Here is a 12,714-nt window from a genome sequence, read left to right as displayed (position 1 = left end):
CTCCGGAGGCCGAACCGGGCGAAGGGAACCGACCGTGAAGATCAATGCCCCGTCGAAGTGCCGGTGATGCGGGGTTTGCGAGGATTGCCGGGGTAACGGCGGGTGCCGGCCCCTGACGTGGCTACCCAGCTCCCACCGCGGTTCCTCCCGCGCGCCCCCGCCCGTGCTCCCATGCGCCCCGGGGATGGGAGCGGTGCTCCTCCCCCGCGCGTGCGGCGGCCGTAACCCGGGGTGGGCAGGGGAGTTGAGTTCCACGTGGAAGAGACGATCCCGGGCACCGAAACCGCACAGATCCCGCAGCAGCGCGGCACATCGCTGCTGGAGCACGCCGTTCGCTACGCCGAGGAGCGCCACTGGGACGTGTTTCCCGGCACCTGGCTGGAAGCCGCCGACGGGGTGCAGCTGTGCTCCTGCGGCGACCCGGCGTGCGCCGTCCCGGGCGCCCACCCGGCGACGGCGGACTGGGCGACCCAGGCCACCGGCAGCGCGACGGTCGCCCGCCGGATGTGGCAGCAGCGGCCGACGGCGTCGATCCTGCTGCCCACGGGGCGCACGTTCGACGCGATCGACGTGCCCGAGACGGCGGGGTTCCTGGCGCTGGCGCGGATGCGGCGGATGGAGCTGACGCTCGGGCCGGTGACGCTGGCGCCGGACCGCAGGATGCGGTTCTTCGTCCTCCCGGGGGCGGCCGTGAAGGTGCCGGAGCTGGTGCGCAAGCTGGGCTGGTCTCCCCTGTCCCTCGATCTGACGGCGCTCGGGGAGGGCGAGTACGTGGCCGCGCCGCCCACGCGGTACGGGACCCGCGGGGCCGTGCAGTGGGCCTGTCCGCCCACGGCCACGAACCGGTGGCTGCCGGATGTCGAGGAGTTGATCTCTCCGTTGGCCTATGCGTGCGGGCGGGACCGGTAGCCCGCACCCACTGACCTGCCGCGTTTCTGCCGTACGGCGGGTTCGGCTTCCTCGTGGCGCCTCGCGCAGCACCCCGCGCCCCTTTTCCGGCGCTACTCCCCCGTAGGGTTCACCTTGACGGAGGGAGATGCGGTGAGTGCTGACGCTGTACGGGTGCGGGGGCTCTGGAAGCGGTTCGGGCAGCAGGTTGCCGTGGCCGGGATCGATCTCGAGTTGCCGGCGGGCAAGTTCATCGGGCTCGTCGGGCCGAACGGGGCCGGGAAGACCACCACGCTGTCCATGGTGACGGGACTGCTGCGGCCGGACCAGGGCACGGTCGAGGTGGTCGGGCACGACGTGTGGCGCGATCCGGCCGAGGTGAAGGCCCGGATCGGGGTGCTGCCGGAAGGGCTCCGGCTGTTCGAGCGGCTGTCGGGGCGCGAACTGCTCGCCTACACCGGCCGGCTGCGCGGGCTGCCCGGCGCGGAGGTCGACAAGCGGGCCACCCAGCTCCTCGACCTCCTCGACCTGGCCGGGTCCCAGCACAAGCTGGTCGTCGACTACTCGACCGGCATGCGCAAGAAGATCGGGCTGGCGGCCGCGCTGCTGCACAATCCCGAAGTGCTGTTCCTGGACGAGCCGTTCGAGGGCGTCGACCCGGTGTCCGCACAGACCATCCGGGGCGTCCTGGAGCGGTACACCGCCTCCGGCGCCACCGTGGTGTTCTCCTCCCACGTGATGGAGCTGGTCGAGTCGCTGTGCGACTGGGTGGCCGTCATGGCCGCCGGTCACATCCGCGCCACCGGCCCGCTCGCCGAGGTGCGCGGCGAGGCGGCCTCGTTGCAGCAGGCGTTCCTGGAACTCGTCGGCGCGGGCGGCCGGGAGGCCGCCACCGGGCTCGACTGGCTGGGCGGCGGGGCCGCCCGATGAGCGCCGGCACCACCACCGTCCCCGGTGTCGCACCGGCCGCTTCCGCCGACTCGGTCACCTCGGTCTTCATACGGCTGAAGCTGTCCCTGCTGCGCAACGGGCTGCGGCAGTCCGGTGGCCGGCGGGCCGCCTACATCGCGTCCGCCGTCGTCGTCCTGCTCTTCGCCGCGCTCCAGCTCGTCGGCCTGATCGCGCTGCGCGGGCACGCGCACGCCGACTCCCTGATCGTGCTGCTCGTGGCGGTGCTGGGGCTGGGCTGGGCGGTGATGCCGCTGTTCTTCCCCGGCGGCGACGAGACGCTGGACCCGACCCGGCTGGTGATGCTGCCGCTGCGGCCCCGCCCACTGGTGCGGGCCCTGCTGGTGGCCTCGCTGGTCGGCATAGGGCCGCTGTTCACGCTGTGCATGTTCACCGGTTCGGTGATCGCCGTCGCCCACGGCGGGGCGGCGTACGCCGTCGCTGTCCTCGCCGTCGCCCTGGCGCTGCTGGTGTGCGTGGCGCTCGCGCGGGCCGTCGCCGCCGCCAACGTACGCCTGCTGACCAGCCGCAAGGGGCGGGATCTGGCCGTACTGAGCGGGCTCCTCATCGCGATCGGGGCGCAGGTCGTCAACTTCGGCGTGCAGCAGCTGGGCACGTCCGGGCTGGCGCAGCTCGACCCGGCCGCCGACGTGCTGCGCTGGGTGCCGCCCGCGTCGGCGATCGGCGCCGTCGACGCGGTGAGCGAGGGGTCCTACGGGATCGCGGTCGCGCAGCTCGCCCTGAGCGCGGCACTGCTGGCGGTGCTGCTGTGGATGTGGGCACGGCATCTGACCCGGCTGATGACCGCGCCGGACGGCTCCACGCTGCAGACCGGCGGCCGGCCCGAACGCGAGCGCACCTCGACGGGCCCGGCCCGGCTGCTCCCCTCCGCCAGGGCCGAAAGCAGGGGAGGCACCCCCAGCCGCACCGGCACCACCATGGAGCGCACCCTGCGCTACGCGTGGCGCGACCCCAAGACCAAGGCGGCCTGGGTGACCTCGCTCGCCATCGGACTGATCGTGCCGGTGTTCAACGCCTGGCAGGGCACGGGGTCGGTGTACTTGGCCTGCTTCGCCGCCGGGATGCTCGGCATCCAGATGTACAACCAGTTCGGCCAGGACACCTCCGCGTTCTGGATGGTCGCGATGACCATCTCCTCGCCCCGGGACGCCTACGTGGAGCTGCGCGCCCGCGCGCTCGCCCTCATCCTGGTCACCCTGCCGTACGCCACCTTCGTCACCGTCCTGACGACCGCCATGCTCGGCGACTGGGGGGCGCTGCCGGAGGCGCTGGGGCTGTCCTTCGCGCTGCTCGGCGCGATGCTGGCGACCGGCGCCTGGAGCTCCGCCCGCTTCCCCTACTCCATCCCGCAGGAGGGCCACAAGAACGTCGCCCCCGGTCAGGTCGGGCTCGCCTGGCTCTCGATCTTCGGCGGAATGGCGGCCGCCGCCCTGCTGTGCGCGCCCGTCATCGCGCTCACCATCTGGCTGAACGTGAGCGCGGGCGGCGACGCCTGGGCGTGGCTGCTGCTGCCGGTGGGCACGGCCTACGGGGCGGTGCTGACGCTGCTCGGGCTGCGGCTCGCCGCGCCGCAGACGGCCCGGCGGCTGCCGGAGATCCTGACGGCGGTCAGCAAGGGGTGAGCGCCGGCGGCCGATCAGCCGGGCAGCGGCGGGCGGAGGGTGTCGAGGAACGGCTCGACCGCCGCGAGCCAGGCGTCCGGCTGGTCGTAGTGGACGAGGTGGCCGGCGTCGGCGATCTCCGCGTACTGCCCGCGCGGCAGGACGCGGACCATTTCCTGCGCCTCCGCCCGGCCCAGCTCGCCGTCCAGACCGCGCACCACCAGGGTGGGGCAGCGGACCTGGGCCAGCTCCTCCCAGTGCGCGTCGTAGACCCAGGTCTCGCGGGAGGTGAGCATCCGGTCCGGGGAGAAGACCGGCCGCCAGCCGTCCGGGGACTCGGCCATCACCTCGGCGTAGAACTCGCCGCGGGCCGGATTGGGCCGCTCCATCCAGGGATCGTCCTCGCCGAACCACTTGCGGACGTCGGCGAGGGTGGCGAAGGGGAGCGGCCAGGCACGGAACCACTCGGCCCACTCGCGCTGGGAGGCGGCGCCGAGGGCGGAGGCCCGCATGTCGCAGATGATCAGTCCGTGCACCAGGTCGGGGCGCTTGGCGGCGAGCTGCCAGGCGGTGAGGGCGCCCATGGCGTGCCCGATGAGGACGGCCGGGCCGAGACCGAGCTGTTCGAGGGCGGCCTCGGCGTCCTCGATGTAGGCGTCCCGGGTGTAGGCGGCGCGCTCCACGGGTTTGTCGCTGCGGCCGTGGCCGCGCTGGTCGAGGGCGACCGCGCGGTGGCGCGCGGAGAGCCGGCGGGCGGTGACCGCCCAGTGCGAGGCGCGGCCCATCAGGCCGTGCAGTAAGAGCACGCCCGGGGCGCCGGGGCCGCCCCCGGCTCCGGGGGCCGGGTCCGTCGCCGGGCCCGTCGTCGGGTCGGTCGCCGGGTCGGTCTTGGGAGGGTCGCCGAACTCCCAGGCGGCGAGGCGTACCCCGCCCGCCCCGGTCACGTCGATGCGTCGCGCCATTGATCCTGGCACCCCCAAAGCTCCGATCGGACCGCCCGCCACCGCTGGGACCGGCCGGTCCTGAACCGTGTCCTGCCTGCCGTGCTGCCGCTGGTTTCCGTGCTGCTGTGCTGTCGTGCCCGCCGTAGGGCCGCGTGCCGTGGCGCCGTATGTGCCGTGGCGTCCATGCCTGCCGTCGTACGGGCGTTCCCTCGCCGCCGAACACACTGTCGCCCGCGCGGCCGCCGACCCGTAGGCTATCGAACTCTCATTCGAGAACGTTGTCCCGGCCGACAACACCCCTCATTCGAGTGACACCCCTCAGGGATTGACCGCTGCCGCGGAGGGGAGATCTTCAACGGGAGGCGGACCGCTCGGGGAAAACGGTCCGAGGGGAATGACCCTGAGAGCTCGGGGCTCCGGGTCAGCACAGGGGAGGACAGGCCCCGGCGCCGCTCAGCGCCGGGGCCCTCTGACGTCTTCACGGCACATCCTCCCCCTCTGTCCGGCTCGTTCCCGGCCCGGCGGGGCCGGACGACATCGCTGTCGGACCACGGCCGGGTGCCGCCAGGTCATATGCCCCACGCGACAGCCTCGCACGCGAAGCGTCCGGGCGCTGCTGTTCGGCTCACTGAATCGTGGATTCGACGGGATCGAAACGGCACCGCAACGTCCCCGCGGGACGAGGCAGTCGACGACCCGCCCGAGCCGGGCTCAGCGCTTGGCGACGAACACGTGGGAGGCGACGTCCGCCTGCAGCTCGGCCGCCTCGCCGCCGCTGCCGACCAGCACGCCGCCGGGCGACTCCGTCACGCTCACCACCGAGCCGGGCTGCACACCGGCGCGCCGCAGCGTATACATCAGCTGGGCGTCCTTCTGGATCGGCTCACCGATGCGGCGCACCACGACGGTCTTGCCCTCCGGGCCGGGGTCGAGGTCGGCCAGCGACACCATGCCCTCGTCCAGGAACGGGTCGGCGCCGTCCTTCTCGCCCAGCTCCTCCAGGCCCGGGATCGGGTTGCCGTACGGCGACTCGGTCGGGTGGCGCAGCAGCTCCAGCACGCGACGCTCGACGGCCTCGCTCATCACGTGCTCCCAGCGGCACGCCTCGGCGTGCACCTGCTCCCACTCCAGACCGATCACGTCGACGAGCAGGCACTCGGCGAGGCGGTGCTTGCGCATCACGCGCGTGGCCAGCCGACGGCCCTCGTCGGTGAGCTCCAGATGCCGGTCGCTGGCGACGGACACCAGGCCGTCACGCTCCATCCGCGCCACCGTCTGGCTGACCGTCGGGCCGCTCTGGTCGAGCCGCTCGGCGATCCGGGCGCGCATGGGGACCACACCTTCCTCCTCCAGCTCGAGGATGGTGCGGAGATACATCTCCGTGGTGTCGATCAGTCCGGACATACGTGCCCCTCGATGAGATCTGCCGGAGGCTCGACGGCCTCCGGCGCGTGCGCTGGCCCTGCACTCAATTCTGACGCATACCACCGACAACCGTGCGGCGCCTTGAAAACGCGGGGCTCTGCGGCGTCGGCGGGTGCGTCAGGGGGCGCCGGAGGAGGGCGCGCGCGACCACGGACCACCCGCAGCCCCCGTATTGACACGGCGTTGGTCCAGACCGCACCGTGATCCGCGACACCGCCTTTCCGAAGGGGACCCGCATGAGCGACCGCAAGCCGGCCGGCCAGTTCCTCGACGCGGCGGTCGAGCTGCTGCACCGGGTCCGCGACGAGGAGGCCGGCAGCATCGAGTCGGCCGGCACGCTGCTCGCCGACACCGTCGAGCACGGCGGACGCCTCTTCGCCTTCGGCGCCGGTCACTCCTCCCTCGCCGCCCAGGACATCGTCTACCGCGCCGGCGGCCTGGCCCTGATGAACCTGCTCGCCGTCCCCGGCGTCGTCGGCGTCGACGTCATGCCCGCCACGCTCGGCTCCGCCCTGGAGCGCGTCGACGGGCTCGCGAGCGCCGTACTGGACTCCTCCCCGCTCCGCGAGGGCGACGCCCTGGTGATCATCTCCCTCTCCGGCCGCAACGCCCTCCCCGTGGAGATGGCCGTGAACGCCCGCGCGCTGGGCGCCAAGGTCATCGGCGTGACCTCGGTGGCGTACGCCACGGAGACGAAGTCCCGGCACTCCTCGGGGACGTTCCTGAAGGACCACTGCGACATCGTCCTCGACTCCAAGATCGCGGTCGGTGACGCCGAGCTGAGCCTGGACACCGTCCCGGCGCCCTTCGCGCCCGCCTCGACGGTCGTCACCACGGCCCTCCTCCAGGCCGTGATGGCCACCACCGCCGCCGCCCTCGCCGACCGCGGCATCGAGCCCCCGCTGCTGCGCTCGGGCAACGTCGACGGCGGCCACGACTGGAACGGCCGCGTGCTGGAGCAGTACCGCGACCGGATCTTCTACCGGCACTGATCCGGGCCGGGCCGGCCACCGGTCCGGCACTGCCCCGCCAACGGTCCGGCACTGCGCCGTCACCGGTCCGACACACTGCCCGCCACCGGTCCGGCACTGCCCGCCACCAGGCCGGCACGGGCCCGCACCGAGCCACGCCCGCCGGGACTCCCGGGCGCGCTACTCCTCCCCGACCGCCCCGGCCAGATCCAGCGCCGCCGCGATCCGGGCCGCCACGTCCTCCGCGTACGCCGCGTCGGACCGCTCGAACGGGCTCCGCCCGGCCAACCGCAGAAACGTCACGACACCGAGCGTCCGCCCCCGGCTGCGCAGCACCGCGCACAGCGCGTGCACCGCGTCCTCGGGCCACTGCCGCGCCGCCGCCCACTCGCGCACCCGGTCCGCCGCCATCGCCCCGGCGCTCGCCCGCACCGACCCGGCCCGCTCCGCGCACTGCACCGCCGGGTGCCCCTCGCCGTACCGCACCGGAAGCCCGGCCACGCCGGGCGACAGGCTCGGCCCCGGCGCCCCGGACGGCGTACCGGCCACCCGGACCAGCCGCACCGGGCCCGAGGCCTCGCCGTCGGCGACCGCGCCGCCCGCCACCCGGTCGATCAGCGCATGGTCGGCGAACCCGGCCAGCGCGAAGTCCAGGTGCACCGTGGCCGCCTCCGCCGGGTCCTCGCACTCGGCCGCCACGCGCGCCGCCCGGTGCAGCTGATTGGTACGGAACCGCAGCAGCGACGCCTCCTGCTCGCCCTGCTTGAACTCCGTGACGTCCTGGAAGAGCCAGCCGACGCCGAGCGGCACCGGTTCCTCCGCCAGCGGCGACGCCAGCCGCAGGAAGCCGCTGCGCCAGCAGCGCCGGCGATCACCGTCCGGGGTGCGCACACCCACCCAGATCTCGGCGGGCGCGGGCGGCGCGCCCTCGGCCAGCACATGCGTCAGCGCGTTCTCCAGCTCCTCCACGCCCTGGGACAGCAGCTCACCCAGCGGCCGGCCCAGGACCGACGTACGGCCCCGGCCCAGCGCCCGCGCCGCCTGCGCGTTGACGACCGCGGGCCGCAGATCGGCGTCGACCAGCACGACACCCCAGCCGGCGTCCTCGAACAGGGCCTCGCTCAGCGCGATGGAACGCTCCAGGTCGATCTGCGCGTGCACCTCGCTGAACGCGCAGTACAGTCCGGCCGGCTCGCCGTCCGGACCGCGCACGGCCGCCGACTGGGTGCGCACCAGCACCCGGCCGCCGTCCTTGGTCAGCAGCGCGAACTCGTGCACCTGCCGCCCCGGCGCCCGCATCGCGGACAGCAGCCGCCCCTCGACCTCCTCGGCGTCCGCGCTGCGCACCGCCCACCCGGCGAAACCCTGCCGGCCCACGGCCTCGGCCGCCGTCCAGCCCAGGATGCGTTCCGCCTCACGGTTCCAGTGCGTGACGACGCCGTCCGCGTCGAAGGCGCACAGGGCCGCGTCCATCCCGTCGAGGAGCGCGGCCAGCAGATCGGCGCCCTCGCGTTCGGGCTCGGGCTCGGGCAGATCCGGACCGGGCTGCTCCGGCTCGTCCGGTCCCAGCTCGTCCGTGGTCCCCCTACGCCGGGAAGCACTCACCTGGACCCCCTGCAGGCTGTGTCCGCCGTACGGCACGTCGGTATCCTCACTGGCCTTCATTCAACTCGAACGTGACGCAGCACACATCTGATTCCCGCAAGATTGCGAGAATCGTTGTACGGCGGAAATCCGGCATACGCCCCTGTCACCGGCCACGCTCACCGCCCCGCTCACCGGTCCGCCGGCACCAGCCGGAGATCGACCCGCTCGTCGCCCTCCCCGCGCTCTCCGTCGAGCACGTACCGCTCCCGCTCGATCACCCCGGCCCCCTGCACGCGTGCGTGCCCGAGCCCCCGCTCGTACAGGGCCGCGGTGATCCCCGGCCCCCGGAAGGCGGGCAGCACCCGGGCGATCACGGTCGCCACCCGCTCCTCCCCCTCGGGCGGCCGGACCGTCGAACAGCCCACGAGGACATCCCCGAGATAGGCGTTCTCCAGCCGGTACCGCCCGCTGCGCTCACGCACCTCGTCCAGGGACATCGCGGCGGGCGGAACGATCTCGTTGTGGACGCGCCGCCAGTCCCCGCAGCGCGTCCTCTCATCCGACGCCCTCGACGCCCTCGACGCCCTGGACATCCCCGACGCTCTCGACGCGCAACTGCCCGGACACGTCGCCCCGGCGCGCGTACACCTCGATCTCGATCTTCATCCGCTCGTCGGCGAGCCCGCACACCATCATGGTCGCCGCCGGCCGCACGTCCCCGAACGCCCGCCGCAGCACCGGCCAGCACGGCTCGAAGTCCTCCCGCGCGGGCAGCAGATACCGCACCCGCACCACATCCGCGAAGGTGCACCCCGCCTCCGCCAGCGCCGCCCCGATGTTCCGCAGACACTGCCCGGCCTGCTCCACCACGTCGTCGGAGATCGTCATGGTGGCGTAGTCGTACCCGGTCGTCCCCGACACGTGCACCCAGTCCCCGTCGACGACGGCCCGCGCATACCCGATCCGCTCCTCGAACACCGAACCACTGAGAATCGCCCGTCGCTGTGTCATGGCCGCACGCTAGGTGAACGCCCCGGTTGCGTCGAACGAGTTCCGATCCTGCTTCTCCAGCAGGCAGTTCGGCCCGTGGTTCGGGGAAAGGGCGGTGATTCGCACTAAGGAGCGTTTCGCGCGGAACCCGCCTCCCTGCACGAGCGCCGGCCTTCTAGCGTCGGAGCCAACAGAGAAGGGAGGTCACTCGCTCCCTGTCTCGAGTGACCAGCCCCAGTCATCGCGATCCGGCGGATCAGGGAGGGTGCCCCCGATGACTGCGTTTCCTGCAGGCGAGCAGACCCACCAGGCTGTGCTTCCTCAGCAGCCTGCTCTGGAATCCGTGAGAGCAGACACCCCCGGGAGCAGGGACGAAACGGCTCACGGACGCTCCGGCGGCGCGCCGGACACCGGTAGGGAACATGGGCGAGGGGAGACCGGCGAGCGAGGCACCGTCGCTCGCCGGCGTCACGCCAAGAGCTCCGCTCAGGCGGTGAAGGCGGCAGAGAACGGGAGCGGTGACGCTCCTGCCCACCGGCGGGCGTACGAAGGAGGAAGCGGCGCGGCAAGGGTTTTCGTCCTCTCTCGGGACGGCCGTCCCCTCATGCCGTGTCATCCGGCCCGGGCGCGTGAGCTGCTGGGGCGGGCGGTGGTAGCACGCCGCGTGCCTTTCACCATCCGGCTGAGGGACCGGACGCGTTCCGAGTCCGGGGTCAAGGACGTCCAGCTGCGTATCGACCCCGGCTCCTTGGGCACCGGTCTCGTAGTCACCGACGAGAAGACGGAAGCCGACGAACAGGGTGCCTTCGTCACCGTCCGGCGTGGTCTGGTAGCCGTCGAACTTCAGCATCGCGGCGACCAGATCCGTGCACGGATGCGACAGCGCGCCGGTTACCGGCGACGGAGACGCTCGGCGAATCGCCGCTACCGTGCACCACGCTCACTGAACCGCACCCGACCAGCCGGATGGTTGCCCCCTGCCCTGCGCCACCGCGTCGACACCGTCGTCTCGATGGCAGACCGGCTCTGCCGATACGCCCCCGTCGCCGAGATCCATGTCGAGCGCGTGGGCTTCCGCGCCTCCTCGGAGGAACGCCCTCTCGCCGGAACGAACGTCCGGGCTCACCTCCAGGCCACATGGGACGACGCCTGCGCGTACTGCGGAACCACTCAGGGGCCTTGGAACATCGAGCACCTCGTGCCTCGCTGTCGCGGCGGATCGGACCGCCTGTCCAACCTGGTTCTCGCCTGTGTGTCCTGCAACAGGGCCAAGGGCAGCACACCGCTGCGATCCTTCCTGGCGCACCGCCCCGAACAGCTCGCCAGAATCCTGCAACAGGTGACGAGCCCACGGGACGACGCCGCCGCCATGAACGCGACGATCGAGCCCCTCATCGCATCTCTGGAAGCCCTCGGCAGGCCGGTGCGCACGTGGTCGGGCCGCCTCACCAAGGCGAACCGCAGCAGAACCGGCCTGTGCACAACGCATACGCTCGATGCCCTGTCGGTCGGCCCGCTTGATGATGAGAGCGGGGGCCGCATCGTCCGGTTCGCCGAGCAGGTACTCGTTGCCAAGGCCACCGGACGCGGCTCGTACGCCCGCACCACTCCGGACCGGTACGGCTTTCCGAGATTGCGCCGGGGCCGCGCCAAGCAACACTTCGGATACGTCACCGGAGACCTCGTACGGGCCGTCGTGCCGTCCGGCGGATGGGCCGGCAGGTGGACCGGCCGTGTCTCGGTCCGTGCCCGGGGACAACACAGCGTCACGACGTCGGCAGGCCGGATCAACGTCTCCCACGGTCATCTCCGCCTGCTGCAAACGGGGCGACGGATACAGGTATGGGACGCGGGCCGAGTAACGGGACGGATGTCCTTCGAAAAAACCGGTTGATCCGGGGACCACCGGCTCCTAGCGTGTGTCTCACACCGAAAGGAGGTGATCCGGCGAATGTATGAGAACCGGACGCGTGAGGTGGCTGCGGGCTAGCGGTCCGCCACCACATTCAGTGCGGTGCCGGACCAGCGCGTGAGCGACGCGTGCAGCCGGCCCAATCCCAGGCAGTCACCCGACCCGCGAGTCGCCGGTACGTCCGGCCGGCTCCTCCTCGGAGGAACCAGACTCGCGGGTCGTCTGCGTCTGTGCCGAAAAAGGCCGGGCGTCAGCCCTTGATGTCCTCGTAGCCCTCGATCTCGCGCGGGTCGCGGGTGCCCGGGCCGACGTAGCGGGCGGACGGGCGGACCAGGCGGCCGGTGCGCTTCTGCTCCAGGATGTGCGCCGACCAGCCGGCCGTGCGGGCGCAGGTGAACATGGACGTGAACATGTGCGCCGGGACCTCGGCGAAGTCCAGGACGATGGCCGCCCAGAACTCGACGTTGGTGGCCAGGACGCGGTCCGGGCGGCGGTTGTGGAGCTCCTCCAGGGCCGCCTTCTCCAGGGCCTCGGCGACCTCGAAGCGGGGGGCGCCCAGTTCCCGGGCGGTGCGGCGCAGGACGCGGGCGCGGGGGTCCTCGGCGCGGTAGACGCGGTGGCCGAAGCCCATCAGGCGTTCGCCCTGGTCCAGGGCCTTCTTGACGTACGCCTCGGCGTCGCCGGTGCGCTCGATCTCCTCGATCATGCCGAGGACCCGGGAGGGGGCGCCGCCGTGCAGCGGGCCGGACATCGCGCCCACGGCGCCGGACAGGGCCGCGGCCACGTCCGCGCCCGTGGAGGCGATGACGCGGGCGGTGAAGGTGGAGGCGTTCATGCCGTGCTCGGCGGCGGAGGTCCAGTAGGCGTCCACGGCGGCCACGTGCTTGGGGTCCGGCTCGCCGCGCCAGCGGATCATGAAGCGTTCGACCACCGACTGGGCCTTGTCGATCTCGCTCTGCGGGACCATCGGCAGCCCCTGGCCGCGCGCGGACTGGGCGACGTAGGACAGGGCCATGACGGCGGCGCGGGCCAGGTCCTCACGGGCCTGCTCGGCGTCGATGTCGAGGAGGGGTTTCAGGCCCCAGACGGGGGCGAGCATGGCCAGTGCCGACTGGACGTCGACCCGGATGTCGCCGGAGTGGACGGGGATGGGGAAGGGCTCCGCGGGCGGCAGGCCGGGGTTGAAGGCGCCGTCGACGAGCAGACCCCAGACGTTGCCGAAGGAGACGTGCCCGACCAGGTCCTCGATGTCGACGCCTCGGTAGCGGAGGGCGCCGCCCTCCTTGTCCGGTTCGGCGATCTCCGTCTCGAACGCGACGACTCCTTCGAGCCCGGGTACGAAGTCGGACATCAGGCGGCTCCTCATGGTCGTGATCGTGATGTGTGGCGGCACGCGCACGTGCGGGTGCGTCGTGGTCGCCTCCGTC

At 72.6% G+C, this 12,714-nt stretch carries 11 protein-coding genes; 5 read left to right on the top strand and 6 right to left on the bottom strand.

Annotated elements, in window-relative coordinates:
- The first annotated feature begins 255 nt into the window (after nt 1-255).
- The 3 genes from ACLGIH_RS18845 to ACLGIH_RS18835 all read left to right on the top strand — a co-directional run bounded on the left by ACLGIH_RS18845 (nt 256) and on the right by ACLGIH_RS18835 (nt 3,479).
- Entirely contained in the window at nt 256-909 is a 654-nt protein-coding gene (locus tag ACLGIH_RS18845) for a bifunctional DNA primase/polymerase (protein ID WP_416526410.1), read from the top strand.
- 114 nt (nt 910-1,023) lie between these two features.
- Nucleotides 1,024-1,818, top strand: a complete 795-nt coding sequence (locus ACLGIH_RS18840) for an ABC transporter ATP-binding protein (RefSeq protein ID WP_416526409.1) — start codon at nt 1,024-1,026, stop codon at nt 1,816-1,818.
- The gene (locus ACLGIH_RS18835) at nt 1,815-3,479 is read left to right on the top strand and encodes a transporter (RefSeq protein WP_416526408.1); all 1,665 of its coding nucleotides are present in this window, start codon (nt 1,815-1,817) and stop codon (nt 3,477-3,479) included. Before ACLGIH_RS18840 ends, ACLGIH_RS18835 begins: the two co-directional genes overlap by 4 nt.
- A 14-nt stretch (nt 3,480-3,493) precedes the next feature.
- Here the strand turns inward: ACLGIH_RS18835 and ACLGIH_RS18830 are convergent, their stop codons facing one another.
- Nucleotides 3,494-4,420: an alpha/beta fold hydrolase gene (locus tag ACLGIH_RS18830; RefSeq protein ID WP_416526407.1), complete on the bottom strand. Its 927-nt coding sequence runs from the start codon at nt 4,418-4,420 to the stop codon at nt 3,494-3,496.
- Between the two features lie 693 nt (nt 4,421-5,113).
- The gene (locus ACLGIH_RS18825) at nt 5,114-5,806 is read right to left on the bottom strand and encodes an iron-dependent transcriptional repressor DtxR (RefSeq protein ID WP_416526406.1); all 693 of its coding nucleotides are present in this window, start codon (nt 5,804-5,806) and stop codon (nt 5,114-5,116) included.
- A gap of 257 nt (nt 5,807-6,063) precedes the next feature.
- Between ACLGIH_RS18825 and ACLGIH_RS18820 the strand changes: the two genes are divergently transcribed.
- A complete protein-coding gene (locus ACLGIH_RS18820; RefSeq protein WP_416526405.1) occupies nt 6,064-6,819 on the top strand; it encodes an SIS domain-containing protein in 756 nt (251 codons plus the stop codon).
- Between the two features lie 159 nt (nt 6,820-6,978).
- Here the strand turns inward: ACLGIH_RS18820 and ACLGIH_RS18815 are convergent, their stop codons facing one another.
- From ACLGIH_RS18815 to ACLGIH_RS18805, 3 genes are all read right to left on the bottom strand, one after another.
- The gene (locus tag ACLGIH_RS18815; RefSeq protein ID WP_416526404.1) at nt 6,979-8,403 is read right to left on the bottom strand and encodes a PAS domain-containing protein; all 1,425 of its coding nucleotides are present in this window, start codon (nt 8,401-8,403) and stop codon (nt 6,979-6,981) included.
- A 170-nt stretch (nt 8,404-8,573) separates the two neighbouring features.
- Nucleotides 8,574-8,882, bottom strand: coding sequence for a GNAT family N-acetyltransferase (locus ACLGIH_RS18810; RefSeq protein WP_416526403.1), 309 nt, complete (start codon nt 8,880-8,882; stop codon nt 8,574-8,576).
- Between the two features lie 58 nt (nt 8,883-8,940).
- The gene (locus tag ACLGIH_RS18805; RefSeq protein ID WP_416526402.1) at nt 8,941-9,396 is read right to left on the bottom strand and encodes a RidA family protein; all 456 of its coding nucleotides are present in this window, start codon (nt 9,394-9,396) and stop codon (nt 8,941-8,943) included.
- A 253-nt stretch (nt 9,397-9,649) separates the two neighbouring features.
- Here ACLGIH_RS18805 and iscB point away from each other — a divergent pair, with 253 nt between their 5' ends.
- Complete coding sequence (gene iscB / locus ACLGIH_RS18800; protein WP_416526401.1) at nt 9,650-11,269, top strand: RNA-guided endonuclease IscB; 1,620 nt, start codon at nt 9,650-9,652, stop codon at nt 11,267-11,269.
- A gap of 268 nt (nt 11,270-11,537) precedes the next feature.
- On the opposite strand, the gene ACLGIH_RS18795 is transcribed toward iscB, so the two are convergent.
- Nucleotides 11,538-12,638 (bottom strand): citrate synthase 2, encoded by a 1,101-nt coding sequence (locus ACLGIH_RS18795; RefSeq protein WP_416526400.1) that lies wholly within the window; start codon nt 12,636-12,638, stop codon nt 11,538-11,540.
- Between the last annotated feature and the right edge of the window lie 76 nt (nt 12,639-12,714).

Source organism: Streptomyces hamibioticus, from assembly GCF_047946815.1.
In the GTDB taxonomy this organism is placed as follows: Bacteria; Actinomycetota; Actinomycetes; order Streptomycetales; family Streptomycetaceae; genus Streptomyces.
The sequence above is the reverse complement of the archived record's forward strand: the minus strand, read 5'-3'. Positions and strand labels throughout refer to the sequence as shown.